The following is a 25,818-nucleotide window of genomic DNA, read 5'->3' on the forward strand; positions in this document are numbered from 1 at the left end:
GCGCCCCCGGGAGCGCCGTCAGGCCGTGATGCGGTCGATGACCAGCGGCAGCAGGGACGGGTCGGCGGCGTCGCCCACCGCGTAAGCGCCCTCCAGCGTCTCCAGGGCGCGGGGGAAGCGGGCCGTGTCCTCGGCGTGCAGGGTGAGCAGCGGCCGGCCCTTCTCCACGTGGTCGCCCGGCTTGGCGTGCAGGGTGATGCCGGCGGAGGCGGAGACCGAGTCCTCCTTGCGGGCGCGGCCGGCGCCGAGGCGCCAGGCGGCGACGCCGACCTTGTAGGCGTCGAGGCGGGACAGGACGCCGGTGGCGGGGGCCATGACCTGGGTGGTCTCGGGGGCCTTGGGGAGGGGGGCGTCGGGGTCGCCGCCCTGGGCGGTGATCATGCGGCGCCAGGAGTCCATGGCCGAGCCGTCCTTGAGCGCGTCGGCGGGGTCCTTGCCGGAGACTCCGGCGGCGGCGAGCATCTCCCTGGCCAGGCGCACGGTCAGTTCCACGACGTCCGCGGGGCCGCCGCCGGACAGGACCTCCACGGACTCCTCGACCTCCAGGGCGTGCCCGACGGCGAGGCCGAGCGGGCGGTCCATGGCGGTGATGAGGGCGACCGTGGTGACGCCGTGGTCGGTGCCGAGGTCCACCATGGTGCGGGCCAGCTCGCGGGCGTGGTCCAGGTTCTTCATGAAGGCACCGGAGCCGGCTTTGACGTCCAGCACCAGCGCCCCGGTGCCCTCGGCGATCTTCTTGGACATGATGGACGACGCGATCAGCGGGATCGACTCCACGGTGCCGGTCACGTCGCGCAGCGCGTACAGCTTCTTGTCCGCGGGCGCGAGACCGTCCCCTGCGGCGCACACCACCGCGCCCGCCGACCGCAGCACGGCGAGCATCTCGTCGTTGGACAACGACGCGCGCCACCCGGGGATGGACTCCAGCTTGTCCAGCGTGCCCCCGGTGTGCCCGAGCCCGCGTCCCGACAACTGCGGCACGTACGCCCCGCACGCCGCCACGAGCGGCGCCAGCGGCAAGGTGATCTTGTCGCCGACGCCGCCGGTGGAGTGCTTGTCGGTGGTCGGCCGGTCCAGCCCGGACCAGTCCATGCGCGACCCGGACTCGATCATCGCCTGGGTCCACCGGCCGATCTCCCGGCGGCTCATGCCGTTGAGCAGGATCGCCATGGCGAGCGCCGCCATCTGCTCGTCGGCGACCTGCCCGCGGGTGTAGGCGTCCACCACCCACGCGATCTGCTCGTCCGAGAGCTCGTGGCGGTCCCGCTTGGTGGTGATGACGTCGATCGCGTCCATGAGGTGTCTCAGACTCCAGGGTTCGAAAGGTTCAGGCGCCGCGGGAGAGGTCCTCGGGGCCGAAGGCGAACGGCAGCAGGTCGCCCATGCGCCACGGCCCCTCGGGGGTCTCCACGAGCAGGTCCGGCCCGCCGTGCTCGAACAGCAACTGGCGGCAGCGCCCGCACGGCATGAGCAGCTCACCGTGGCCGTCCACGCAGGTGAACGCCACCAGCCGGCCACCGCCCGAGGCGTGCAGCGCCGACACGAGGCCGCACTCGGCGCACAGCGACAGGCCGTAGGAGGCGTTCTCGACGTTGCATCCGGTGATGACGCGCCCGTCCTCCACGAGCGCGGCGGCGCCGACGGGGAACTTCGAGTACGGGGCGTAGGCGTGCCCCATCGCCTCGGTGGCCAGGTCGCGAAGGGCGTCCCAGTCGACGGTCACTTGGCCTGTCCCTTCCGGTACGGCACGCCGTCCGCGGCGGGCATGCGCAGCCTCTGCGAGGCCAGCGACAACACCAGCAGCGTGGTCAGGTGGGGCGTGAACGAGGTGAACTGCTCGGCCACGGTGTCGGTCACCATGAACACGGCGAACACCGCGACCGCGAACACGCCGCTGATCAGGGCCGCGCGGCCCCGGCCCTGCCGCACGAGCTGGTACACGGCGAACGCCGCGAGCAGCATGGCGACCACCAGCAGCAGCGCGTGCACCGACGTGCCGCCCTGCCGCAGTTGCAGCGCGTCGGTGTAGCCGAACAGCAGGGAGCCGCCGGCGAGGCCGCCGGGCCGCCAGTTGCCGAAGATCATGGCGGCGAGGCCGATGAAGCCGCGCCCGCCGGTCTGCCCCTCGCGGTAGATGCCGGAGGCCACGATGGACAGGAACGCCCCGCCGAGCCCGGCGAGCGCGCCGGACACCAGCACCGCCAGGTACTTGTAGTAGTAGACGTTGACGCCGAGCGACTCGGCCGCCACCGGACGCTCGCCGCACGAGCGCAGCCGCAGCCCGAACGGCGTGCGCCACAACACGTAGAAGCTGAGCGGCACCAGCAGGATCGCGAGCAGCGTGAACAGCGACACGTTCTGGGTTATGCCCCGCAGCACGCCCGCGAGGTCGGCGACCAGGAACGTGTGGGTGCGTTCCAGGCTCTGCAGGCCGTCCCCGATGCCGGGGATGCCGACGTTGCCGATGGACGGGATGCGCGGGGACTGGGTCTCGCCACCGCCGTCCATGTCGGTGAACACCAGCTTGGACAGGTACTGCGTGACGCCGAGCCCGAGGATGTTGATGGCGACGCCGGAGATGATGTGGTCGACGCCGAAGGTGACGGTGACCACGGCGTGCAGGAGCCCGCCGAGCGCGCCGCCGAGCGCACCGGCGACCACGCCGGCCCACGGGGTGCCGAACGTCAGCGCGCCCCACGCGCCGCACCAGGTGCCGAGGATCATCATGCCTTCGAGGCCGATGTTGACGACGCCGGCCCGCTCGGACCACAGGCCGCCGAGGGCGGCGAGCCCGATCGGCACGGCGAGGCCGACCGCGGCGCCGATGGTGCCGGCCGACGTGATGTCGTTGGCGCCGGTGACCACGCGGGCCACCGACATCATGACCAGCAGGGCGAGCACGCCGAGCAGGGCGGCGCGCCAGCCCAGGCGGAACCGGCGGGCGGGTGACGGCGCCGCGGGCGGCGCGGCGGCTTCTGCGACGGCGGTCACGCGACGGCTCCTTCCGCGGGAGCGCCTGTGCCTGCCGACAACTGGCGGCTCACCCGGCGCTGCTCGGCCGACATGCGGTACCGGTGGACCAGCTCGTAGGCGATGATGACCGAGAGCACGATGGTGCCCTGCATGATGATCACGGTCTCCTTGGGGATGCCTTCGAGGTCGAGGATGTCCGAGGAGTTGTCCAGGTAGCTCCACAGCAGCGCGCCGACGGCGATGCCGGCCGGGTTGTTGCGGCCGAGCAGCGCGATGGCGATGCCGGTGAAGCCGAGCCCGGTCGGGAAGTCGAGGCTGTAGGAGTAGGACGCGCCGAGCAACTGCGGCATGCCGACCAGGCCGGCCACCGCGCCGGAGATGATCATCGTGAGCAGCACCATGCGCTTGACGTTGACGCCGCTCGCCACCGCCGCCGACTCCGAGGCGCCGGTGGCCCGCAGGTTGAAGCCGAACCGGGTCCAGTTGAACAGCACGTGGTAGGCGATGCCGAGCACGGCGGCGACCACGATGAAGCCGAACACCTTGGCCTGCGTGCCGGGGATCATCGCGAAGCCGGGGAACTGGCCGGACGCCGGGATCGGCTTGGTGCCGATGTTGTTGCTGCCGGAGACCGCGACGGCCAGCCGGTCGGTGGTGAGCAGCCAGGCGCCGAAGCCGGTCGCGATGGCGTTCAGCATGATCGTGGAGATGACCTCGCTGACGCCCCGGGTGACCTTGAGCAGGCCCGCGATGGACGCCCACAGGCCGCCGACCGCCACCGCGACGAGGACGGTGACGCCCACGTGCAGCACGGGCGGCAGCACCAGCGCACCGCCGACGGCCGCGGCGAGCAGCGCGGCCAGGCGGTACTGGCCGTCCACGCCGATGTTGAAGAGGTTCATGCGGAACCCGATCGCCACGGCGAGGGCGGAGATGTAGTACGTGGTCGCCAGGTTGACGATGTTGACGATGGTGCGCGGCTGGGAGCCGTAGTCGACCAGGAGCAGCAGGGTGTGCAGCGGCGGGTTGCCGGTGAGCACCAGGATGATCGAGGTCACCAGCGCGGCGAACACGATGGCGAGCACCGGCGCGGCCAGCGCCAGCAGCCCGCCGAGCCGCACCCGGCCGAGCAGCCGGTCGGTGAACGAGGAACTCATGCGCCCTCCCCGGCCGGCGTCTCGCCGGCCCGTCCCGGTGCCGATGGATCGGCCGGCTTATCCGGATCGACCGGATCGTCCCCGCGTCCCCCGGCGGCGACCGTCCCCCCGCCGCCCGGTACGGCCGGCGCGTTGTCGTGGCCGCCCGCGCCGGTCATGGCGGAGCCGAGCAGCTCAGGGGTGACGCCCGCCGGGTCCACGTCAGCGACCACCTGGCCGCGCAGCAGGACCTTCAGGGAGTCCGACAGGCCGATCAGCTCGTCCAGGTCCGCGGAGATCAGCAGCACGGCGAGACCGGCCGCGCGGGCCGCGCGCAGGTGGTCCCAGATGGCCGCCTGGGCGCCGACGTCCACGCCCCGGGTCGGATGGGAGGCGATGAGCACCACCGGGTCGCCGCTCATCTCGCGGCCGACGACGAGCTTCTGCTGGTTGCCGCCGGACAGCGCCGCGGCGTCCACGTCGATGCCGGGGGTGCGCACGTCGTAGGCGTCCACGATGCGCTGGGTGTCGGCGCGGGCCCCGGCCCGGTCGATCCACGGGCCGCGGACGTTGGGCCTGCGGGTCTGGTGGCCGAGGATGCGGTTCTCCCACAGCGGGGAGTTCAGCAGCAGCCCGTGCCGCTGGCGGTCCTCGGGGATGTACCCGATGCCGCCCTCGCGCCTGCGCAGCGTGGGCCAGTGGGAGATGTCGGCGCCGCCGAGCGTGACGGCGCCTTCGGCGGGCCGCATGCCCATGATGGCCTCGACCAGCTCGGCCTGCCCGTTGCCCTCCACGCCGGCGATGCCGAGCACCTCGCCCTTGTGGATGTCGAACGACACGTCCCGCACGACCGCGCGCCCGTCGGCGCCGCGCACCGTCAGGCCGCGCACCGACAGCGCCACCTGCTCGGTCACGGTGGACTCGCGGGTCTCCGGGCTCGGCAGCTCGCTGCCGACCATCAGCTCGGCGAGCTGACGCGCGGTGACGTCCCGCGGCAGCACGCTCGCCACGGTCGTGCCGCGCCGGATCACCGTGATGGCGTCGGCGACCGACAACACCTCGTCGAGCTTGTGCGAGATGAAGATGATGGTCAGCCCTTCGCGCACCAGTCCGCGCAGGTTGTCGAACAGCTCGTCGACCTCCTGGGGCACCAGCACCGCGGTGGGCTCGTCCAGGATCAGGATGCGCGCACCCCGGTAGAGCACCTTGAGGATCTCGACGCGCTGCCGGGCGCCGACGCCGAGGTCCTCTACCAGCGTGTCGGGCGACACGCCGAGGCCGTACGCGTCGGAGATCTCCTTGATCTTCCTGCGGGCGCCGCCGAAGTCGATGCCGAGGCCGCGGCGCGGCTCGCTGCCGAGGATGATGTTCTCGAGGACGGTGAGGTTGTCGGCGAGCATGAAGTGCTGGTGGACCATGCCGATCCCGGCGGCGATGGCGTCGGCCGGGGAGCGGAAGGTCACGGGCTTGCCGCCGACCCGGATCACCCCCTCGTCGGGGTGCTGCATGCCGTAAAGGATCTTCATGAGCGTCGACTTGCCCGCGCCGTTCTCCCCCACGACGGCGTGCACGTGGCCACGCCGCACACTCAGGCGGATGTCACGGTTGGCGACGACGCCGGGGAACCGCTTGGTTATGCCCTCAAGCTCGACGGCTGGCGGGTCTTCGGCGGGATCCGGGGGTGTCGGAGTGCTGATGGCGGCCTCCTCCGTAACGGACGGCCTCGTGGCGGACGTGAGCGGCCCCGTGGACGCGGCGACGCGCCCGGCGCGGGGGCCGCGGAGCGGGCGGCCGGCCCGGGCGGGCGCGGGGTCGGGCCTGGTGGGGCGGGGGACACCTGACAGTAGTCCAAGGGGCCCGGTGGCACGCCATCCGGGCCCCTGAACATTACTTACGGCATCTGCCGATCACCTGTCGGGAGAGACGGGTTATTCGGCGGGAACCTTGATCTCGCCGTCGATGATCTTCTGCTTGTAGCCGTCGAGGTCGTTCTTGATGTCGTCGACCTGCCCGCCGGTGGTGGAGAAGTCGACGCCGCCGGCCTTGAGGTCGTAGACCGTCGGGCCGGCCTTGACGGTGCCGTCCACGAAGCTCTTGAGGAAGTCGAACACCGCGACGTCGACCTTCTTGAGCATGGAGGTCATGATCACGCCACGCACCGACTCGTCGGCGGTGAGGGCCTGGTCGGAGTCCACGCCGATGGCGAGGCCGTTCGCGGCCTTGGCCGCCTCGAACACGCCGCCACCCGAACCGCCCGCGGCCTGGTAGACCACGTCGGCGCCGGCGTCGAACATGCCCTCGGCCGCGGTCTTGCCCTTGGCCGGGTCGTTGAAGCCGCCGAAGTCCGGGGGCTGGGTGAGGTACTTGACGTCGATCTTGATGTCCGGCTTCACGGCCTGGGCACCCTTGGTGTAACCGATCTCGAACTTCTTGATCAGCGGCACCTGGACGCCGCCGACGAAGCCGATGTGGTCCTTCTTGCTCTTCATGGCCGCCGCGGCGCCCACCAGGAAGGAGCCCTCGTTCTCGGCGAACAGCAGGTTGGAGATGTTCGGGCCCTCTGCCGCGTCGTCGACGATCGCGAACTTGGTGTCGGGGAACTCGCCCGCGACCTTCTTCATCGCCTCGGAGTACGCGAAGCCGACCGCGATGACGGGGTTGAAGCCGCTCTGCGCGAGCAGGCGGAGCCGCTGCTCCTTCTGGGCGCCGGTCTCGCCGTTGCCCGCCTCCAGTTCCTTGGGCTCGCTGAGCTTCAGCTCGGCCACGGCCTTGTCCAGGCCCGCGGCGGCGGCGTCGTTGAACGACTGGTCGCCGCGGCCGCCGATGTCATACGCGAGGCCGACCTTGGGGCCCTCAGGAGCCGCCGAAGTGGACGCGGACGCGCCAGGTGACGCCGCATCCGAACCGTTACCGCCGCCTCCACACGCCGCCAGTGCCATGAGCATGGCACCGGCCGCGGTCGCGGCGGCCAGCTTGCTTGCGTTGATGCGAAGCAAGGTGACTCCTTCCGTGCATTCGCCGTCCAACATGTGTGCACGCGCGAAGTGACGCACGGCAACCCTGCACGGAACATAGTTGTTCGGGAAGGGTTGGCCAAACCGGCACCCGGGTCCGAAATAGGTCCGTTATGCAGCTCACGCCGCCCTGTGACCTGGGAAACCGCGCCGGCGGACGGCTGAGACCCGCCCGCGGTAGCACACCGGACGTACCGGCCCCGCGGCGGGAGCGCCGGGCCCCGGCGCCCCGCCGGCCCGGCGGCCCGTCAGGCGGTGATGGGCTCGGCCGCGGCGGGGTCGGCGGACGTGCGGCGGCCCTCCCACAGCGCGGTGAGCGCGGTGGCGGACATCACCCCCACACCGGCGCCGATGCAGCGTTCGTCCACGTCGAAGGTGCCCTGGTGGATGTCGAACCGCCCGGGGTCCCCCGGGGTGCGCACACCGAGCCGCGCGTACGCGCCCGGCACCGATTCGAGGTACCAGCCGAAGTCCTCGCCGCCGAGGGACTGCGGGGTCGGCACCACGGAGTTCGGGCCGAGCACCTCGCCCGCGGCGTCGCTGAGCATCTGGACGCTGGTCTCCTCGTTGATGGTGGGAGGCACGCCGCGGACGTAGTTCATCTCGGCCTTCACGCCGTAGGCGACGGCGACGGAGTCGAGCAGCGACTTGAACAGGTCGGGCGCCTCGTGCCACGCCTGCTCGTCCAGGGTGCGGATGGTGCCCTCGGCGAGGCCGTCGTCGGGGATGGCGTTGGCCACGGAGCCGGCCTGCACGCGGCCCCAGACCAGCGACAGCGAGTGGCGCGGGTCGACGCGGCGGCTCAGCGCGGCGGGCAGCTCGGTGACGATCTTGGCGAGGGCGAACACCAGGTCGGCGGTGAGGTGGGGGCGGGCGGTGTGCCCGCCGGGGCCGCCGAGCCGGACGCTGACCTTGTCGCAGGCCCCGGTGATGGGGCCCACCCGCAGCCCCACCCGGCCCACGTCGACGCGGGGGTCGCAGTGCAGGCCGAAGATGCGGTCCACGCCGCTGATGCCGCCGGCCTCCAGCACCTTGAGCGCGCCGCCGGGCACGACCTCCTCGGCGGGCTGGAAGATCAGCCGGACCCGGCCGGGCAGCAGGCCGGCCGCCGCCTGCTCGGCGAGGAACATGCCGGTGCCGAGGATGATCGCGGTGTGCACGTCGTGGCCGCAGGCGTGGCACACGCCGGGGACCGTGGAGCGGTACGGCACGTCCTTCTCGTCCAGCAGCGGCAGCGCGTCGATGTCGGCACGCAGCGCGACGGTGGGGCCGTCGCCGCTGCCGATGTCGCAGATCAGCCCGGTGCCGCGCGGCAGCGGCACCGGCGTGAGCCCGGCCTGCTCCAGCCGCGTGGCGATGCGCTCGGTGGTGCGGTGCTCGACGAACCCGAGCTCGGGGTGGGCGTGCAGGTCGCGCCGGAACTCGATGAGATCCCGGTCGTTCGCGCTCAGGAACGCGCTCAGTTGCCCCCGGAGATCACGTGCCTGCATGTCCCATCGCCCCGTTCGATGTCCTCAGATCGGTGGTCACGAAGCGGTCCTCCGCCAGCTCGATGATCGTCGCGTCCACGACGTCGTCGAGAGTGCCGCCTCCGGAAAGGATCGCGCGCTGCCGTTCGCACGAGTTGCCGTGCTCGACGACCTCGCTCACGACGGCGAGCTCGCTGGAGCAGCCGAGCCGCTCGGCCATCGGGGCCAGCTCCCGGCAGAGCTCGTAGAGCATGTCACGCACAGGCGCGGTCGAGCCGTGGTCGTCGGTGATGACGTCGGCGTCGAGGCCGTACCGCGTGGCCCGCCACTTGTTGTCCCGCACCACCCACGGCGCGGGGTGCGGGAGCCGGTAACCGCGGTCGAGCTGCTGGTCGAACTGCTGCACCAGGCACTGCGACAACGCCGTCACCATGCCGACCTCACGAGGGGTCGGTATGCCGTCGAACATGCGAATCTCAATCGTGCCGAAGTTCGGTTGTGGGCGGATATCCCACCACACTTCCTTGATGCTCTTGATGGTCCCCGCGCGCTTGAGGGTGTCCATGTACTCCTCGAACCCCGACCAGTCCGCCAGCATCTGAGGCGGACCCGCCGTGGGCAGAGCGCCGAAAACGATGGCCCGGCTGGAGGCGAGCCCGGTGTCTTGGCCGCCCCAGTACGGGCTGGAGGCCGTCAACGCGAGGAAATGCGGCAGGTAGGCCGCAAGTGCGTTGACGATGGGAATGACTTTATCCCTTTCCCGCACCCCCACGTGGACATGTACGCCAAATGTTTGGATCCGCCACGCCAGCCACTGCATCTCCTCCAGCAGCTCGGCGTACCGCTGGACCGGCGCGTACACGGCCTCGCGCCAGTCGCTGATGGCGTGCGTGCCGGTGCAGGCCAGCGCCATGCCGCGCGACGCGACGGCCTGCGCCAGGCGGTCGATGGTGCCCTTGAGGTCCTGCACGGCCTCGGACACGGTGTGGCAGACGTCGGTGATGACCTCGATCTGGGACTGCATCAGCTCGTGCATCACCTTGGGCCGCGGCGACTCACTGAGCTCGGGCACGGCCTCCAGCACCGATTTGGCGTCCTGGCGGAGGCGGCGGGTGTGCGTGTCGACTAGCTGGAGCTCCCATTCGACGCCCAAAGTGGGGCCGCGGGAAGGGTTGAACTGGATCGCCACAGCACGCCTCCAACCGCGATGCTCTCAGGCCGAGTTTCCGCTCCGCCGCGAAACCGGCCAACCCGTACGGCCCCCTCAGTGTGTCCGCCTCCCGGCCATTGACCCACAAACCGTTAACGGGAGGATTGAGCCGCATACCTTCACGATGACCGGTAAATCGGGTGTTCACCGTCTCTGCCCAGGACCGGGGGGTCATATGCGGCCCGGCCGCCCCGCGGCACGCCAGGCCCGCCAGCCGATGACCCCGAGCACGCCCGCGAGGACGAGATTGACCGCGATGAGGACGCCGTGCACGACGTAGAAGGCCGTCGGGTGCCCGTCGGCGAGGTTGAAGCCGAGGTTGATCCACTCGAACACCATGAAGGCGGCCAGCGCCAGCAGGAACCCGGCGACGCGTCGTGTCATCCTCACCCGTTCCATGCTACCGCTGAGGTTACCCACCAGCACATTCACGATCTTTGTCGTGTCTTGCCCCATACGAAAAGCGACAAAGTTACGCTGAGTTCCCTATGGGGATGAAACGCGTGCCACTGATCACCGCCCTGGCGCTCGCCGGGAGCCTGGTGTTCGTCGTGCCCTCGGCCGGCCCGGCCGCGGCCGACGCCTACGACAACCCGCCGATCGGCGGCGCGCTGCTCGGCGGGCGCGGCGTCGTCGTGGACCCGGCGGCGCGGCGGCTGCCCAAGACCGAGGCCTCGGCCTTCGTGGTCGCCGACGGCGACACCGGCGAGGTGCTGGCCGCCAAGAACCCCCACGGCCGCTTCCTGCCCGCCAGCACGCTGAAGGCGCTGACCGCCCTCACCCTGATCCCCAAGCTGGACCGCAAGAAGATGGTCAAACCCAGCCACGAAGCCTGCAACGTCGAGGGCAGCGCCGTCGGCCTCACACCCCGCAAGATCTACACGGTGGACGACCTGCTCCGGGCGCTGATGATGGTGTCGGGCAACGACGCCGCCGTGGCGCTCGCCGAAGCCAACGGCGGCCTCGCCAAGACCCTCGCCGACATGAACGCCGAGGCCAAGCGGCTGCAGGCCATGGACACCGTGGCCAAGACGCCGAACGGGCTGGACAAGCCGGGGCAGAGCAGCTCGGCATACGACCTGGCGCTGATCGCGCGGGCCGGGCTCGCCAACCCGGCCTTCCGCAAGTACGTCGGGACGAAGGTGGCGAACTTCCCGGCACCCAAGGGGCACTACCAGATCGCCAACCACAACAGGCTGCTCGGCCGCTACCCGGGCATGATGGGCGTGAAGAACGGCTGGACCAGCAAGGCGCTCGGCAGTTTCGTGGGCGCGGCCCGGCGGGACGGCCACACGATCATCGTCACGGTGATGCGGCACGAGGGCTCGTTCTGGCCGGAGGTCCAGGACCTGCTCGACTGGGGCTTCGCGTCCCGTGGCCGGGTCGCGCCCGTGGGCACGCTGGTCGGCCCGGTGCCGACGGCCAAGCCGACCCGCCCGGTCGGCGGGCCGCCGACGCCCGCCCCGGCCGTCTCCAGGCCCGCGGACGCCGCCGGCGACTCCTCGCCCGTGGGCACCGCCGGGGTGGCCGTTCTCGCCGTCGCCGCGCTCGGCGGCCTCGCCTTCGCGTACGGCGTGCGCCGCCGGCGGCGGCGTCAGGAGTAGGCGCTCGCGGGGACGGGGGTCGGCTCAGGGGGCGGCGAGCCGCCCGCGGTGGCCGTCCACGCGGTCACGTACATCGTCCAGCGCGCCGACAGGTTGATCCACAACAACAGGCCGGCCACCACGGCGAACGCGCCGTAGACGGGGTTGTGGAGGGTGTGGGAGAGCAGCAGGCTCGCGAGCTGCTTCAGCACCCCGAAACCGACCGCGCCGAGCAGCGCACCGCCGAGCAGCGCGCGGGGCGAGCCGGAGAGCCGGCCCAGCCAGCCGAGGATCACCAGGAACACCAGCGTGTCGGCCAGCAGGGCGATCACCAGGGCGGCGGTGCGGACCAGGCCGGTGGACACGAACGAGTCGCCGAGGCCCAGCCAGCCGAGCACCGTGCCGGTCGCCGACACGGCGAACCCGCCGGCCAGCACCGACAACATCAGGGTGAGTCCCACCAGCAGCAGCGCCACCAGGTCGCGCAGCCTGCCGACGAACACGTTCATGGGGGGATCGCAGGTCATGGTCATGTCCCGCAGCGCCTCACGCAGCGCGTCCAGGGCGCCGAGCCCGGCGTACAACAGGCCGACCAGGCCGATCAGGCCGGCCTCCACCCGGGCGTCGGCGAGGCGATCGATCTGCAAGGAGCCGGCGAGCCCCGGGAGCTGCTGGTTCAGCACGGCGATCAGCGTCTTCTCGGCGCCCTCCTTCAGCGTGAGGACGTAGCCGAACGCCGAGAACGCCAGCGCGAGCAGCGGGAAGAACGACAGGAACGCGAAGTACGTCACCGCGCCCGCCAGCCGGTCGCCCCGCTGGCTCTGGTACCGCCGCACGGTGCGCAGCAGATGGTCGAACCAGTGCCAGCGCACCCGGTACAGCTCCAGCCGTGCCCGGCCCCACGCCTTGACGGCGTCGACCCGCCGCGTCACCGAGTCCACCACGCCCGCCATACCGACCCCCTACCCACCAGGCGGAGAACACGCCCGGTGAGCGGGGGTTACCACCGGCGCACCGGCGCAAACCTCCCGCCCGGCCATGACCCGGCCGGGCGGGCCGGCGCGGACGCCGGCCTCGACCGGCCGATGCGGACGCCGGCCTGGACGGGCCGGCGCGGGACGTCAGACGCGGGGCAGGAAGCCGACGCGCTCGCGGACGGCGCGCATGGTCTCGGTGGCGACCTCGCCGGCGCGGCGGGCGCCGACGGCGAGCAGGCGGTCCAGCTCGGTCTCGTTGGCCAGCAGCTTCTCGGTGCGCTCCCGGATGGGCGCGAAGGCGTCCACGACCACCTGGGCGACCTCCTTCTTGAAGGTGCCGTAGCCCTGGCCGGCGTACCGGGCCTCCAGCTCGGGCACCGGCGTGCCGGTGAGCGCCGACTGGACGCGCAGCAGGTTGGTCACGCCGGGCTTGTTCTCGGGGTCGGCGAGGACCTCCGACCCGGTGTCGGTGACCGCGCGCATGACCTTCTTGGTGAGCACGCGCGGGTCCTCCAGGATCTCCAGCAGGCCCTGCGGGCTGGAGGAGGACTTGGACATCTTCGCCAGGGGGTCCTGGAGGTCGGTGATCTTCTCGACCTCCTTGGGGATGAACGCCGAGGGCACCGTGAACGTCTCGCCGTACCGGCTGTTGAACCGCTGGGCGATGTCGCGGGTCAGCTCCAGGTGCTGCTTCTGGTCGGCGCCCACCGGCACCTGGTCGGCCTGGTACATCAGGATGTCGGCCGCCTGGAGGATCGGGTAGGTGAACAGGCCCACCCCGGCCGAGCTCTCGCCGTACCGCGCCGCCTTGTCCTTGAACTGCGTCATGCGGGCGGCCTCACCCATGCCGGTGTTGCACATGAGGATCCACGCGAGCTCGCTGTGCTCGCGGACCTGGCTCTGCACGAACAGCGTGCTGCGCTCGGGGTCGAGGCCCGCCGCGAAGAGCTGGGCGGCGGTGAGCCGGGTGCGGTGCCGCAGCTCGGCGGCCGTGGGGTGCACCGTGATGGCGTGGAGGTCGGCGATGAAGTAGAACGCGTCGTGCGTCTCCTGCATGCCGACCCACTGGCGGACGGCGCCCAGGTAGTTGCCCAGGTGGAGCGAATCGCCGGTGGGCTGGATGCCGGAGAGAACACGAGGTCTGGCCATAGCTCACAATTCTGTCAGGACTCCGGACCCGATGGCGACTCGGTAACCTCCCCCAGAGGGGTCATCCTGATCACCCGTACCCGCGCGACCCGCCGCCCGTCCAGCTCGGTGACCACCAGCGAGAAACCGGGGCCGCGCACCTCCTCCCCCAGCTCGGGCAGGTGGCCGAGCCGGGCCATGACGTACCCGCCGAGCGTCTCGTACGGCCCGTCCTCCAGCCGGATGCCGGTCTCGTCGGCGAAGTCGTCGAGGTTGACCAGCCCCTCGATCTCCATCTCCCCCGCCACCATGCGCACGGCCTGGGCCTCGGCGTCGTACTCGTCGCGGATGTCCCCGGTGAGCTGCTCCACCAGGTCCTCCATGGTGACGATGCCGGCGGTGCCCCCGTACTCGTCCACCACGATGGCGAGGTGCTGCCCGTCGTCGCGCATCTCGGTCAGCGTGGCGAGCACCCGCTTGGAGGCGGGCAGCAGCTTGACCGGCCGGATGGCGACCAGCTCCCCGATCGGCTCGATGCGGCCGGTGAGCACCGGGTCGAGCAGGTCGCGCACGTGCACGAAACCCGCGATGTCGTCGTACGACCCGCGGTACACCGGGAAGCGGGAGTACGGCATGGCCGCGGCCAGGATCGCCGCCTCCGCGAGCGGCGTGTCCAGGGACATGAACTCCACCTCGGTGCGCGGCAGCATGACCTCCCGCAGGTGCCGCTTGCCCGCCGCGAAGACCTCGTCGATCAGGTCGCGCTCGTCGGGGGTCAGCTCCTCGTGGCCGACCACCATGTCTCGCAGTTCCTCGGTGGTGACCGCGGCGCGGTCCTCCTCGGGGTTGCCGCCGAGCAGCCGCACCACGCCGTCGGTGGACTTGGAGAGCACCCAGATGACGGGCCGCGACAGGGTGGCGAGCCAGTCGAGGAACGGCGCGACCAGCATCGACAGGCCCTCGGCGCGCTGGCGGGCCAGCCGCTTCGGCGCGAGCTCGCCGAGCACGAGCGTGACGTACGAGATGGCCAGGGTGACGATGATCAGCGCCAGCGGCCCGGCGGCGGCACGCGGCACCCAGGTGCCGGCGAGCGCGGGTTCGAGCTGCCCGGCGAGGGTGTCGGCGCCGACCGCGGCCGAGGCCGCGGTGGCGACGGTGACGCCGATCTGCACCGCGGACAGGAATCGGTTGGGGTCGCGGGCCAGCTTGGCCACGCGGGCACCGCGCCTGCTGTCCTCGGCGAGCTTGCGTATCTGGCTTTCCCGCAGGGAGACCAGCGCCATCTCCGCGGCGGCGAAGAAGCCGCCGATCAGGACGAAGGCGAGGACCAGGGCGATGTTCGCCGCGACGTTCTGCACGGATCCGACGTCCGTTCACGATTTGAGCCAGACGATGATTGCGTCAGAGTACCCGTTGTCCGGCGGCGCATCCCTGGACGGAGCCGCGTAAGCTGGGCGGCGGATCGAACAGGAACCAACACATTCCAAAACGGTCGAACACGGTCTCGGGGAGAGGATGGACACGTGAAGCTGCTGGTCACCGGAGGAGCCGGATATGTCGGGAGCGCGGTGGCGGCCCGGCTCGTGGACACCGGGCACGAGGTCACCGTCCTCGACGACCTCTCCACCGGCCACGCCGACGCCGTGCCGCCCGGGGCCGCGTTCGTCCAGGCGCCGGTCGCCGAGGCCGGGCCGGTGCTGGAGGAGGGCTTCGACGGTGTGCTCCACTTCGCCGCCAAGTCGCTGGTCGGCGAGTCGGTCCAGAAGCCGGGGCTGTACTGGTCGGTCAACCTCGGCGGCGCGCTGGCGCTGCTGGACGCCATGCGCCGGGCCGGGGTGCCGCGCATCGTGTTCTCCTCCACCGCCGCGACCTACGGCGAGCCGGAGCGCACGCCGATCGAGGAGAGCGACCCCACCCGTCCCACCAACCCCTACGGTGCCTCCAAGCTGGCCGTGGACACCGCGCTGACGGCGTACGCCGGGCTGCACGGCATCGGGGCGGTCAGCCTGCGCTACTTCAACGTCGCGGGAGCGCACACCGCGGCCGACGGGCGGGTGTACGGCGAGCGCCACGCCGTGGAGACCCACCTCATCCCGAACGTCCTCGCGGTCGCGCTCGGGCGGCGCCCGTCGGTGGACGTCTACGGCGTCGACTACCCCACGCCGGACGGCACCTGCGTGCGCGACTACATCCACGTCACCGACCTCGCCGAGGCCCACCTGCTCGCCCTGGACGCCTGCCGGTCCGGCACCCACGAGATCTACAACCTCGGCAGCGGCACCGGGTTCTCGGTGAACGACGTGGTGTCGGCGTGCCGCGAGGTCACCGGCCACCCGATCCCCGCGGTGGTGCGCGAGCGGCGTCCGGGCGACCCGGCGGTGCTGGTGGCGTCCTCGGAGCGCATCCGGCGCGATCTGGGGTGGAAGCCCGTGCACACCGACCTGAACACGATCATCGCCGACGCCTGGGCGGCCGTCCGGCACGACTGACCTGAGGACGCCGGCTCGTCAAGAAACAAAGTCACGTTCTGCGAAACCGGTGTCTCTCTGTGTCATCTGTGGTGTGATCTCCTTCGTGGTCAAAGCTGGAGCTGTCCCGTCCTTCGCGGTGAGACTCGCCTGTGCCGGGCTGATCCTGGTCGCCGCCCTGCTGTCGGCGGCGGGCGCGGTCTTCGCCACGGCCCGCATGCCCCACGTCACCCCCGGCAGCGACTGCACCGAGCGGTCTCACCCCTCCGCCTGACCTCCGGCCGGGGGCGGTGGGCCGGCCGCACCCGGGCGATCCTGGTGACCAGCCCGGCGCGGTTGTCCCCTTCGTGCACGTCCGCCACCTCCGAGGTGAGGCGGGCGCCGGCGCGCAGCGGGCCCCGCGCGCCTGCGCGCACCTTGCCGAGCACCGTCAGGGCACCCGAGCCGCCGGACGGGATGTCGGCGGGCGACGGGCACACCACCTCGTTGGGTGTCGCGCCGGGGTGGCAGGCGGCCACGTCCACGTGCACGATCTCCACCTCGTCCGGCACGCGGACCGTCAGCACGGGCAGCACCGCGTCCCCCGGGCCGGCGTTGCGCACCCGCACCCGGTAGGTGAGCCAGTGGCCCGGCTGTGCCACGTGCGGCGCGGCGGTGAGACGCACCGACAGGTCGGCCCCTCCCGCACGCCACGGGACCGGCGGTACACCGGCCGGCGCGGGCGCGGCGACGACGAGCAGGACGAGACCGGCGGCGACTCCGGCCGTGAAAAGACCCATTGACGGACGACCCCCATATGTTCGCCACCAATTGAACGCCGTCCCGCCGGCCCGGCACCCGCCTCGACACCCCCGGGCAACCCCACGCGGAAGTAAAGATCGCATGGGACGCCGGACGGGCCCGCGTCCCGGCCGTCAGCGGCCCCCGGGCGGCACCGTCCACGGCAGGGACCGGCGTCCCGGGCGGCCCGTCAGCGGCAGGGGGTGAGGTTCGGCATGCGCAGTTCCGGGCGGAAGTCCACCTGGCCGAAGTGCCGCTTGAGCAGCGCCGCCACCGTGCCGTCCTCGTACATCTGGTTGATGGCGCCGCCGATGGCCCGGCAGGTTCGCACGTCGCCCCTCTTCACCGCCACGCCGTACCGCTCGTCGGTGAGCTTGGCGCCGAGCACCTTGTAGCGGATGTTGTCGCGCTGGGCGAACCCGGCGAGCAGCAGGTCGTCACCCGGAACGGCCTCCACGAGGCCCTCGTGGAGCATCGTCATGCAGTCGGCGTAGGTGTCCGCCGGGACGAGCTGCACCTTCACCTTGTCCTGCACGACGCCCACCGAGGCGTTGGACGCGGGTGAGCACATCTTGCGGCCCGCGAGGTCGGCCGGCTTCTCGTACGGGTCGCCCGACCGGACCAGCAGGTCCACGTGCGCGGTGTAGTACGGCCCCGCGAAGGTCACCGGGTCGTCGTTGATGGAGTAGGTGGCGATCACCAGGTCGGCCTCGCCGGAGTTCAGCAGCCCGATGCGCTCGTCCCGGCTAGAGCCGCGGAACGTGACGCCCTCCGCGGGCACGCCGAGCTGCTTGGCGATGTAGGTGCCGACGTCCACCTCGAATCCCCGCCACACCCCCTGGCTGTGGAGTGCCACCCCCGGCACGAAGTCGCGCATCGCGATAGTGATCTCGCGGGTGGCGGCGGCCTTGTCGGCCACCGACGCGAACTCCGTGGGCGGGCCGCCGGGCGGCGTCGTCTCGGGAGCCGGGGTCGCGGTGGGTGTGCCCGCCCGGCCGTACGGCCCCCACTGCCAAGCGGCCATGGCGCCCCCGGCGGACAGCACCAGCAGCGCGGCCCCCACCGCGGCCCAGCGGCGCCCGCGGCCACCCCGCTTCACCGGTGCCTCCGGCGCGGCGGGGGTGACGGTGGGGCTCGCGGCGGCCTCCAGCCCCTCGGTGAGCAGAGCGGTGGAGGCGTGGGCCGTCCCGCCGGGACGGGATCCGCGGCCGAGCAGCCGCAGCAGGATCTCGTCGGCGGTGGGACGCTCGGCGGGCCGCTTGGTCAGGCTGGCCCGCACCACGCCGCGCAGCGGCTCGGGGAGCCCGGTGAGGTCGGCGTCGTCGTTGAGCACGCGGTTGAGCACCGCCGCGATGGAGTTGCCGCCGAACGGCACCGTGCCCGTGGCCGCGAACGCCAGCGTGGACCCCCAGGCGAACACGTCGGCCGGCGGCCCGACCTCACCGCCGGAGATCTGCTCCGGCGCCATGTAAGCCGGCGTCCCCACCGCCCTGCTGGTGATCGTGCCGGTGGAGTCGAGGATGCGGGCGATGCCGAAGTCGACCACCCGGGGCCCGTCCGCCGCCATCAGCACGTTGTCGGGCTTGAAGTCCCGGTGCACGATGCCCGCGTGGTGGATCGCCGTCAGCGCCGTCGCCGTGCCGACCGCCAGCCGTTCCAGAGCGCTGCCGGCCAGCGGCCCGCCGTCCTCGACGGCCTCCCGCAGCGAGCGCCCCTCGATGTACTCGCTGGCGATGTAAGGCGTGTCCCCGTCCAGGTCCGCGTCCACCACCCGCGCCGTGCAGAACGACGCCACCCGCTCGGCCGCCTTCAACTCCCGCGCGAACCGCGACCGCGCCGTGACGTCCCCACTGAACTTCACATGCAGCAACTTCACCGCGACCCGCCCACCCTCGGCGTCCCACCCGAGGTACACGACCCCCTGCCCACCCTCCCCGATACGCCCGGAGAGTCTGAACGGGCCAAGCTGCTGAGGATCACCCCGCCCCAGCGGCCCAAGCTCCGGCATCCCGCGTCCCCCGCGTCTTACGTCAACTCGACACCAGAACTTTACGGCTCCTTGGCCCTTTCCCAGCCGGACGAGACCACGCCGTGACCTCCCCGTCCCCGCGCGGAACGCGTGAGAGCCGCCCCGCCGGCTCGATCCGGCGGGGCGGCCCCCGTTCACGTGACGGGCGAGTCAGTCGGCCGTCTCCAGCGGTCGCGGACGCCCGGCCATCTCGTCGGCGTGCTCCCTGTCGGAACCTCCCTCATCCACCAGGACGCAGGGCCGTACGGGGCTGCCCGGCTTGGCCAGGTAGGCCCCCAGGCTCCAGCCGACCCTCGGATCGTTGCCGAGCCTGAACTCCAGTACCAGGGTCTCTCCGGACCTCATGAGGTTCGGGGAGATCTTGTACTTGCCCTGGCTCACGGGGATCACGGTCCGCTTGGACCGCCAGTGCTCCGGCCGTCCCCACTCCCTGAGCTGTTCCGCGGTCATGTTCCTGGGGTCAGGAGACCCATAGGCGTGATCCGCGCTGACGAACCGGCCCGGGGCGCATTTCTTGTCCCGTGGGGTGTAGGTGACGTCGGACCTGACGCCTTGGGCGTTCAGCGTGGCCTGCAGACCCTTCGCGTCCTGGAGTTCCTTGACCGTCACGGTCAGCGTGCCGTCCGGGTTCCTCGTGACCGCGTACGCGGCCGCGCCGCCACCCAGCACCAGCGGGACCGAGACGGCGACCGCCGCCAGAGCCGCCGCCGCGCCGAGACGCAGGGGGGTCACGAACCGTCGCGGTCCCCGGGCGGCCTCTCGCGTCGCCCGCTCGGCCATTTCCGCCTTGAGTTCGACCAACAGTTTGTCCTCGAAGTTCATCTGAGTCCTTCCATCACGGTGGGGAGGGCGACGCCCGGCACCTTGCGCAATGACTGGCGGGCACGGTGCAGACGGACCCGGGCGGTTCCCTGCCTGATCCCGAGCGCGGCGGCGGCTTCTCCTACGGTGAGCTGGTCGACGGCGACCAGTTCCAGGACCGCCCGTTCGCTCTCGGGCAGCGCGGCCATGGCGGCGAGCACCCGCCGCGCGGGCTCCTCCGCGTCCAGGCGCTCCTCGAGACGCGCCAGGTCATCGGCGTCCAGGAGCCTGCGGCCGTCGATCCGCCTGGCCAGCCGGATCTCGCGTGCGGCCCGTCGGCGTTCGGCCACAAGGGTGTTGCGTGCGACGCCGTACAGCCAGCCGATCTCGCTGCCCAGGCCAGGGCGGTAAGTGTGCGCCGAGTCAAGCACCGCGATGAAGACCTCGGCCACCAGATCGGCGACCGTGTGGGGGTCGCCCACCCTTCGCGCCATGAACCGCGTGACCGCGTCGACATGACGCCGGTAGAAGGCTTCGAAAGCCACAGGGTCGGTCGAGATCCCCGCCGTCCCCGTTCGTCTGAGACGCACCGCCCGCGTTCCCTTCGTCGTCCCGGTCAACACCCGTACTTGGAACAACCCCCACGAGGCGTTACGTGACCCGGCGACACCGGCAAGGAGACGCTGACCTTCCTGGCGCACACCGCCGAGGCGGCTGTGGCGCTCATCGCGGCGTCCCGGTCATCGCCTGAGATCCGTTCTCCGCCGCCGGGCCGGCGGGGGGTGGCACCGCCCTCCCGGGGCGACCTTTCGGCGGCGGAGGGACGCGTCCGGGCGCGCGAGGAGACCTTCCGGTCGCCGGGGTGGACCTCATGTACGGCGCGCAATTCCACAATTCCCGTGAATGGCTGCTTGTCCGGGGTGTTGCGGATGTAGTCAATGATGTGTTACTTTTCTGCGCGTTCGACTGCTCGGTAAGTGATTCCTGTTTCTCCACCATTCGACTGCGTACGGGGACGCTGTGAGTGTGAGAAAGGCACTGTTCAGAGCCACGAAGCCGGTGCCCTGGCGAGCCATGGGCCATCCGGACCGCTTTCCATCGAACCGTCGCGGGGCACGGCGCAGCCGCTCATCGCCCCGTCGCGCCTATCCTCCCGAATTCCCGTCCGAACCTTGACCGTAGTCGTGTCCGCGCCGGCCACATGGCCGGTGAGGCGCACTTTCGCGTGTCCCGCCGCGCGGGACGCGTGCGGCTCCTCGTCGCATTCAGGCCGCCTGTCGCGCTGACATTCGTTCCGCGATCCCGCGTGGCCGAAAACGCTTGCCGAGCAAAGGCGCGCATGCGCTGCCGCGTTATGCGTCAGGTGGCGGAAATCTATTCCCCGCGCCGCCGTCAGAGTTTCATCGAGCATAAAGGGAGAAAGAAAGTGAACGCTTCCAGGATCAACCACAAGGGCAGGTTCGCGGTCGCGGCGTCGCTGGCGGCGGCCGCGCTACTCGCCGGCGGCCTCACCGCCACTCCCGCCGCCGCCTCGTCGGCGGCGCTCGACGGGACGTGCGAGTTCAGCCGCACCCTCTGCTTATTCGAGGGCACCGATTACACCGGCGCGAGGTTCACCGCGCAGTCGCTGAATCCCCCCGCGGGCGCCTGTGTGAACCTCGTCGCCCACGGCTGGGGCTCGGGGCGGGCCCACTCGGCGATCAACACCGCCAGTCAGATCGCCACGCTGTGGACCAACACCGACTGCACCGGCACTCCCATGCCGCTGTGGCCCGGCAGCTACTCGAGCTTCACCTTCAACGCGGGCAGCGTCTTCGTGTACTGATCCCCTGAGGGCATCGCACCGCGGGGAGGGCCACGAGCGGCGGCCCTCCCCGCGGGCACGAAACGGCCCCTGCCCAGCGGCAGAGCCGCAGGTAGGGGCCGAGTTCAGCTAGGAGGCCATCTTCTTCTTCAGGTTCTCGTCCAGGGCGGCGAGGAAGTCCTGGGTGGTGAGCCACTGGGCGTCGCCGCCGACGATGAGGGCGAGGTCCTTGGTCATCTGGCCGGACTCGACCGTTTCCACGCAGACCTTCTCCAGGGTGTCGGCGAAAGCCGTGACCTCGGGCTGGTTGTCCAGCTTGCCGCGGTGGGCCAGGCCCCGGGTCCAGGCGAAGATGGACGCGATGGGGTTGGTGGAGGTCGGCTTGCCCTGCTGGTGCTGGCGGTAGTGGCGGGTGACCGTGCCGTGGGCGGCCTCGGCCTCGACGGTGCGGCCGTCGGGGGACATGAGGACCGAGGTCATCAGGCCGAGGGAGCCGAAACCCTGGGCCACGGTGTCGGACTGGACGTCGCCGTCGTAGTTCTTGCAGGCCCAGACGTAGCCGCCCTCCCACTTCATCGCCTGGGCGACCATGTCGTCGATCAGGCGGTGCTCGTAGGTGATGCCGGCGGCCTCGAAGTCGGCCTTGAACTCGGACTCGTACACCTCGGCGAAGATGTCCTTGAAGCGGCCGTCGTAGGCCTTCAGGATCGTGTTCTTGGTCGAGAGGTACACGGGGTACCGGCGGTCCAGGCCGTACCGCATGGAGGCGCGGGCGAAGTCACGGATCGACTCGTCCAGGTTGTACATCGCGAGGGCGACGCCGGAGCCGGGGAAGTCGTAGACGTCCAGCTCGATGGGCGCCGAGCCGTCCTTGGGGGTGAAGGTCAGGGTCAGCGTGCCCTCGCCCGGCACCTTGAGGTCGGTGGCGCGGTACTGGTCGCCGAACGCGTGACGGCCGATCACGATGGGCTTGGTCCAGCCGGGCACCAGCCGCGGCACGTTGGACATGATGATCGGCTCACGGAAGACCACGCCGCCGAGGATGTTGCGGATCGTGCCGTTCGGCGACCGCCACATCTTCTTGAGTCCGAACTCCTCCACCCGCGCCTCGTCGGGGGTGATCGTGGCGCACTTCACGCCGACGCCGTACTGCTTGATGGCGTTGGCGGCGTCGACCGTCACCTGGTCGTCGGTGGCGTCACGGTGCTCGATCCCGAGGTCGTAGTACTTCAGGTCGACGTCGAGGTAGGGCAGGATCAACTGGTCCTTGATGAATTTCCAGATGATCCGGGTCATCTCGTCGCCGTCGAGTTCGACGACGGGACCCGCTACCTTGATCTTGGGCATGCTTGGGGTTCCCCTTTACAACTGAGCAAACAGTCCTTCTTGCGGAAATCGGTGGCGATTGAGGCTATCGGATGGGTATGTCCGACCTTTCGCTACCCGAAGATCCGCGGCACGGTCAGGCTGACAGCGACCAGCGCCATCACGACGCCGAGGAGCCCGTAGGTGACGAGGTCCGTGCTCCTGCGCCGCACACTGAGCAAGCTCTCCGGGCGATCCGGAAGGATCACCCGGAGAGCCGCGCCCGCGAGCACCGCGAACGCCACGATCATCGCTCCCGCCCAGGCCGGCAGGCCCAGGGCGATCAGCCCGAGGCCGGCGGCCGCACCTCCGAGGACCAGGAAGTACGGCCCCCATCCCCTACCGCTCGTCAATCGGCGTCCACTTCTGGTCGCGCTCCCCGATGTACTCGCTGTCGGGACGGATCAGCCGGTTGTCGGCGTGCTGCTCGATCACGTGCGCGGTCCAGCCGGACATCCTGCTGACCGAGAAGACCGGTGTGAACAGATCCGTCGGAATGCCAAGGTAGTGGTAGACCGTCGCGGCGTAGAAGTCGACGTTCGGGTAGAGACCCTTCTCCGCCAGGACGACCTCCTCCATCTCCTTCGACATCCGATAGTAGGTGTCGTCTCCGGACGCTTCCGCCAGCTCCCGCGACATCTTGCGAAGATGGGTCGCGCGGGGGTCCTCGGTCTTGTAGACGCGGTGCCCGAAACCCATGATCTTCTCGCCGGCGGCGAGCTTGCCGCGTACGGCCTCGGCCACCCCGTCGGCGGGGATGCTCTCCAGGGTGCGCATGACCTGCTCGTTGGCGCCGCCGTGCAGCGGGCCCTTGAGGGTGCCGATGGCCGCCACGATCGCCGAGTGCATGTCCGACAGGGTGGCCGCGCACACCCGGGCCGCGAACGTGGAGGCGTTCATGGTGTGGTCGGCGTGCAGGGTCAGGCAGGCGTCGAAGATCTCGACGGCGCGGCGCTCCGGCTCGCGGCCGGTGATCTGGAGCAGGAAGTTGGCCGCGATGCTCAGCTCGGGGTCCGGCTCACGGGGGGTGGTGCCGGTGCGGGCCGCGTGGTAGCGGGCGACCAGGATGGGTTGCTGCGCGGTCAGCCTGGCCGCCTTGCGGCGGTTCGCCTCGATGTCGTTGGAGTTCTTGTCCGGGTCCTCGGCGCCCGCGAGGGAGACCAGGCTGCGTAGCGCCTCCATCGGCGCCTGCTTCTCCGCGATCTCGGCGATGTTCGCCTCGACGAGCGCGCCCAGGGTGCGGCCTCGGACGAGTTCCGCCCCGTAGTCGGCGAGCTGCTGTCGGTTGGGGAGGCAGCCGCACTGGAGCAGGTGCGCGGTCTCCTCGAAGCCGGTACGCCCGGCGAGGTCGTGGATGTCGTAGCCGCGGTAGAAGAGGCGACCGGCTCGGCCGTCGATGTCGCTCAGCGCTGTTGACGCGGCGACGACATCGGCGAGTCCTTTGGTGGGGTTGTCCGCCATGTGTAGTTTCCTCCGCTTATCTTCGCTCGAAGTCTACCTGTGAGCAGGCAAAACCGTCCGCAGAGGTCCAGACCAATTTCTGCAGTGATTCTCGTTATGGCAAAGGAGATTCCCGTACCCCTCGTTTGGGTAAGCCGGAGCTGTAGCGGAAGTAACGGCGGGCTACCTGGGGAGGAACTGCCGTGGAGGGGCCGTTCATACGCGTCGAGGAGACCGGCGAGGTCATCCCGTTGCGCCCCGAGATCACCACGATCGGCCGGGGCCGAGGAGTCGACGTCAGGCTGGCCGACCCGAGCGTGTCACGACTGCACGCCGAGTTCGTCCGTCGAGGGCCGTACCTGTATGTCGTCGACCTGGGTCTGTCCAGGAACGGCACACGGGTGAACGGCAGGCCGATCGCCCGGAGGGTCCTGGACGACGGCGACGTCGTGAGCTTCGGAGCCGCGCGGTGCCGCGTCGGCGGCGTCCCTCGGGAGGACTTCACCCCCGAGGTGGAGCTCCGCCGCGCCGCCGCCCCCGAGCTGACAAGGCGGGAGGTGGACGTCCTGACGTCCCTGTGCCGCCCCGCCCTGTCCGACGAGGCGTTCGTGGCGCCGGCCACGGCCCGCGAGATCGCCGACGACCTGGTGGTGACGGAAGCGGCGGTGAAACAACACCTGCTCCGCCTCTACCAGAAGTTCCGTATCCCCGAGGGCATCAACCGCCGCACCCGCCTCGCCAACGAGGTGGTCGCCCTGGGCCTGGTCCGCCCGACCCCGGTGGTCCCCCCGCAACGCACCTCGGGCCCCGGCGAGTCACCCCCGCAGACAGCCGGCCGCCGAGCATCCTGACCCGCCCCGCGACGGACCCGCCGCGCCCGGACGGCGACACTGTGCGTGTTCACCCGGCTCCGGAGCGGGAAAAGTCCCCGGTGAGCGCGGCCCGCGATTGCTACTGTTGAGCGCATGACGGTCCTGGTTCGGAGCGAAACCGTGACAGATGCCCAGCTTCCCGACTGGGTGATCCCTCCACCCGGGGGCTTCACCGCAGACGACCTCGATCACTTTCCGGATTTGCCCGCGCACACTGAGTTGCTGGATGGAAGCTTGGTGTTCGTGTCCCCCCAAACCTCATTCCACACTCTGATGATGTCGCTGCTGGAAGCGGCACTACGCAAGAGCGCCCCGGCTGACCTGCGGATACGGCGCGAGATGAGTGTGGTGCTCAGCAAGAAGCAGCGTTTGGAGCCGGATATCTCCGTCATCCGCGCCACCGCGGACCTGGGCCACGACGTCACCGCCTACCAGGCCACCGACGTCGTGCTCGCCATCGAAGTGGTCAGCCGTGACTCGCAGATCCGCGACCGTGAACGTAAACCGCAGATCTACGCCCGGGCCGGCATCCCCTACTTCTGGCGCATCGAGCAGGAGGACGCGCCCACCGCGTACATCCACACGCTCGAACGTCACGTCGGCGCGTACACCACCATCGAGGTCCGCCGGGGGCTGTTCAACGTCGATGTCCCGTTTCCCATTGAGATCGACCTGAACGACATCAACAAGCTTTGATGATTCGGCCCAGCGGAACATGTATTTCCGTCCTGTGGTCAAGGTCTATGGGTTTACTCCAGCGGTAACAGCC

25 protein-coding genes are annotated in these 25,818 nt (G+C 70.7%); 6 read left to right on the plus strand and 19 right to left on the minus strand.

The genetic code is table 11. The features are described from left to right. Window positions 1–18: 18 nt before the first annotated feature. The 9 genes from ABGB17_RS07425 to ABGB17_RS07465 all read right to left on the minus strand — a co-directional run bounded on the left by ABGB17_RS07425 (window position 19) and on the right by ABGB17_RS07465 (window position 10,186). Window positions 19–1,296 (minus strand): thymidine phosphorylase, encoded by a 1,278-nt coding sequence (locus ABGB17_RS07425; RefSeq protein ID WP_347627054.1) that lies wholly within the window; start codon window positions 1,294–1,296, stop codon window positions 19–21. 31 nt (window positions 1,297–1,327) lie between these two features. Next, window positions 1,328–1,723: a cytidine deaminase gene (locus ABGB17_RS07430; RefSeq protein WP_347627055.1), complete on the minus strand. Its 396-nt coding sequence runs from the start codon at window positions 1,721–1,723 to the stop codon at window positions 1,328–1,330. Continuing rightward, the gene (locus tag ABGB17_RS07435; protein WP_347627056.1) at window positions 1,720–2,991 is read right to left on the minus strand and encodes an ABC transporter permease; all 1,272 of its coding nucleotides are present in this window, start codon (window positions 2,989–2,991) and stop codon (window positions 1,720–1,722) included. The genes ABGB17_RS07430 and ABGB17_RS07435 overlap by 4 nt, the downstream gene beginning before the upstream one ends. After that, complete coding sequence (locus ABGB17_RS07440; protein ID WP_347627057.1) at window positions 2,988–4,130, minus strand: ABC transporter permease; 1,143 nt, start codon at window positions 4,128–4,130, stop codon at window positions 2,988–2,990. Before ABGB17_RS07440 ends, ABGB17_RS07435 begins: the two co-directional genes overlap by 4 nt. After that, a complete protein-coding gene (locus tag ABGB17_RS07445) occupies window positions 4,127–5,806 on the minus strand; it encodes an ABC transporter ATP-binding protein (protein WP_347627162.1) in 1,680 nt (559 codons plus the stop codon). Before ABGB17_RS07445 ends, ABGB17_RS07440 begins: the two co-directional genes overlap by 4 nt. Before the next feature lie 231 nt (window positions 5,807–6,037). Further along, window positions 6,038–7,105, minus strand: a complete 1,068-nt coding sequence (locus ABGB17_RS07450) for a BMP family ABC transporter substrate-binding protein (RefSeq protein WP_347627058.1) — start codon at window positions 7,103–7,105, stop codon at window positions 6,038–6,040. A 266-nt stretch (window positions 7,106–7,371) separates the two neighbouring features. After that, window positions 7,372–8,613: an amidohydrolase gene (locus ABGB17_RS07455; RefSeq protein ID WP_347627059.1), complete on the minus strand. Its 1,242-nt coding sequence runs from the start codon at window positions 8,611–8,613 to the stop codon at window positions 7,372–7,374. Continuing rightward, complete coding sequence (locus ABGB17_RS07460; protein WP_347627060.1) at window positions 8,600–9,781, minus strand: glutamate--cysteine ligase; 1,182 nt, start codon at window positions 9,779–9,781, stop codon at window positions 8,600–8,602. Before ABGB17_RS07460 ends, ABGB17_RS07455 begins: the two co-directional genes overlap by 14 nt. A gap of 192 nt (window positions 9,782–9,973) precedes the next feature. After that, complete coding sequence (locus ABGB17_RS07465; RefSeq protein WP_347627163.1) at window positions 9,974–10,186, minus strand: hypothetical protein; 213 nt, start codon at window positions 10,184–10,186, stop codon at window positions 9,974–9,976. A gap of 110 nt (window positions 10,187–10,296) precedes the next feature. On the opposite strand from ABGB17_RS07465, the gene ABGB17_RS07470 reads away from it, so the two are divergent. Continuing rightward, on the plus strand, window positions 10,297–11,406 hold the full coding sequence (locus ABGB17_RS07470) for a serine hydrolase (RefSeq protein ID WP_347627061.1): 1,110 nt from the start codon (window positions 10,297–10,299) through the stop codon (window positions 11,404–11,406). Here ABGB17_RS07470 and ABGB17_RS07475 read toward each other — a convergent pair. The 3 genes from ABGB17_RS07475 to ABGB17_RS07485 form a co-directional block, all read right to left on the minus strand. Then, a complete protein-coding gene (locus ABGB17_RS07475; RefSeq protein ID WP_347627062.1) occupies window positions 11,397–12,338 on the minus strand; it encodes a YihY/virulence factor BrkB family protein in 942 nt (313 codons plus the stop codon). The genes ABGB17_RS07470 and ABGB17_RS07475 overlap by 10 nt on opposite strands. A gap of 168 nt (window positions 12,339–12,506) precedes the next feature. After that, on the minus strand, window positions 12,507–13,511 hold the full coding sequence (trpS, locus tag ABGB17_RS07480; RefSeq protein WP_347627063.1) for a tryptophan--tRNA ligase: 1,005 nt from the start codon (window positions 13,509–13,511) through the stop codon (window positions 12,507–12,509). Window positions 13,512–13,525: 14 nt separating this feature from the next. Beyond that, complete coding sequence (locus ABGB17_RS07485; RefSeq protein ID WP_347627064.1) at window positions 13,526–14,848, minus strand: hemolysin family protein; 1,323 nt, start codon at window positions 14,846–14,848, stop codon at window positions 13,526–13,528. A gap of 165 nt (window positions 14,849–15,013) precedes the next feature. On the opposite strand from ABGB17_RS07485, the gene galE reads away from it, so the two are divergent. Beyond that, window positions 15,014–15,979 (plus strand): UDP-glucose 4-epimerase GalE, encoded by a 966-nt coding sequence (gene galE, locus ABGB17_RS07490; protein ID WP_347627065.1) that lies wholly within the window; start codon window positions 15,014–15,016, stop codon window positions 15,977–15,979. Window positions 15,980–16,097: 118 nt separating this feature from the next. Then, window positions 16,098–16,232 carry a hypothetical protein gene (locus ABGB17_RS07495; RefSeq protein WP_347627066.1) on the plus strand — a complete coding sequence of 45 codons (135 nt, stop codon included), beginning with the start codon at window positions 16,098–16,100 and terminating at the stop codon, window positions 16,230–16,232. Here ABGB17_RS07495 and ABGB17_RS07500 read toward each other — a convergent pair. The 4 genes from ABGB17_RS07500 to ABGB17_RS07515 form a co-directional block, all read right to left on the minus strand. Beyond that, a complete protein-coding gene (locus ABGB17_RS07500; RefSeq protein ID WP_347627067.1) occupies window positions 16,186–16,737 on the minus strand; it encodes a hypothetical protein in 552 nt (183 codons plus the stop codon). The two genes, ABGB17_RS07495 and ABGB17_RS07500, sit on opposite strands and share 47 nt — an antisense overlap. A 191-nt stretch (window positions 16,738–16,928) precedes the next feature. Then, window positions 16,929–18,746, minus strand: coding sequence for a serine/threonine-protein kinase (locus tag ABGB17_RS07505; protein ID WP_347627068.1), 1,818 nt, complete (start codon window positions 18,744–18,746; stop codon window positions 16,929–16,931). A 171-nt stretch (window positions 18,747–18,917) separates the two neighbouring features. Next, entirely contained in the window at window positions 18,918–19,589 is a 672-nt protein-coding gene (locus ABGB17_RS07510; RefSeq protein ID WP_347627069.1) for a hypothetical protein, read from the minus strand. After that, window positions 19,586–20,158, minus strand: coding sequence for a sigma-70 family RNA polymerase sigma factor (locus tag ABGB17_RS07515; RefSeq protein WP_347627070.1), 573 nt, complete (start codon window positions 20,156–20,158; stop codon window positions 19,586–19,588). The genes ABGB17_RS07510 and ABGB17_RS07515 overlap by 4 nt, the downstream gene beginning before the upstream one ends. An 836-nt stretch (window positions 20,159–20,994) precedes the next feature. Between ABGB17_RS07515 and ABGB17_RS07520 the strand changes: the two genes are divergently transcribed. Further along, a complete protein-coding gene (locus tag ABGB17_RS07520) occupies window positions 20,995–21,393 on the plus strand; it encodes a peptidase inhibitor family I36 protein (protein ID WP_347627071.1) in 399 nt (132 codons plus the stop codon). 108 nt (window positions 21,394–21,501) lie between these two features. Here the strand turns inward: ABGB17_RS07520 and ABGB17_RS07525 are convergent, their stop codons facing one another. The 3 genes from ABGB17_RS07525 to ABGB17_RS07535 all read right to left on the minus strand — a co-directional run bounded on the left by ABGB17_RS07525 (window position 21,502) and on the right by ABGB17_RS07535 (window position 24,198). Continuing rightward, on the minus strand, window positions 21,502–22,719 hold the full coding sequence (locus tag ABGB17_RS07525; protein ID WP_347627072.1) for an NADP-dependent isocitrate dehydrogenase: 1,218 nt from the start codon (window positions 22,717–22,719) through the stop codon (window positions 21,502–21,504). Between the two features lie 92 nt (window positions 22,720–22,811). Then, window positions 22,812–23,090: a DUF3017 domain-containing protein gene (locus ABGB17_RS07530; protein WP_347627073.1), complete on the minus strand. Its 279-nt coding sequence runs from the start codon at window positions 23,088–23,090 to the stop codon at window positions 22,812–22,814. Continuing rightward, window positions 23,077–24,198: a citrate/2-methylcitrate synthase gene (locus tag ABGB17_RS07535; RefSeq protein WP_347627074.1), complete on the minus strand. Its 1,122-nt coding sequence runs from the start codon at window positions 24,196–24,198 to the stop codon at window positions 23,077–23,079. Before ABGB17_RS07535 ends, ABGB17_RS07530 begins: the two co-directional genes overlap by 14 nt. A gap of 182 nt (window positions 24,199–24,380) precedes the next feature. Between ABGB17_RS07535 and ABGB17_RS07540 the strand changes: the two genes are divergently transcribed. After that, on the plus strand, window positions 24,381–25,028 hold the full coding sequence (locus ABGB17_RS07540; RefSeq protein ID WP_347627075.1) for an FHA domain-containing protein: 648 nt from the start codon (window positions 24,381–24,383) through the stop codon (window positions 25,026–25,028). A 114-nt stretch (window positions 25,029–25,142) separates the two neighbouring features. Then, window positions 25,143–25,745, plus strand: a complete 603-nt coding sequence (locus tag ABGB17_RS07545; protein ID WP_347627076.1) for a Uma2 family endonuclease — start codon at window positions 25,143–25,145, stop codon at window positions 25,743–25,745. Window positions 25,746–25,818 lie beyond the last annotated feature (73 nt).

This window comes from Sphaerisporangium sp. B11E5, from assembly GCF_039871875.1.
GTDB lineage: Bacteria > Actinomycetota > Actinomycetes > Streptosporangiales > Streptosporangiaceae > Sphaerisporangium.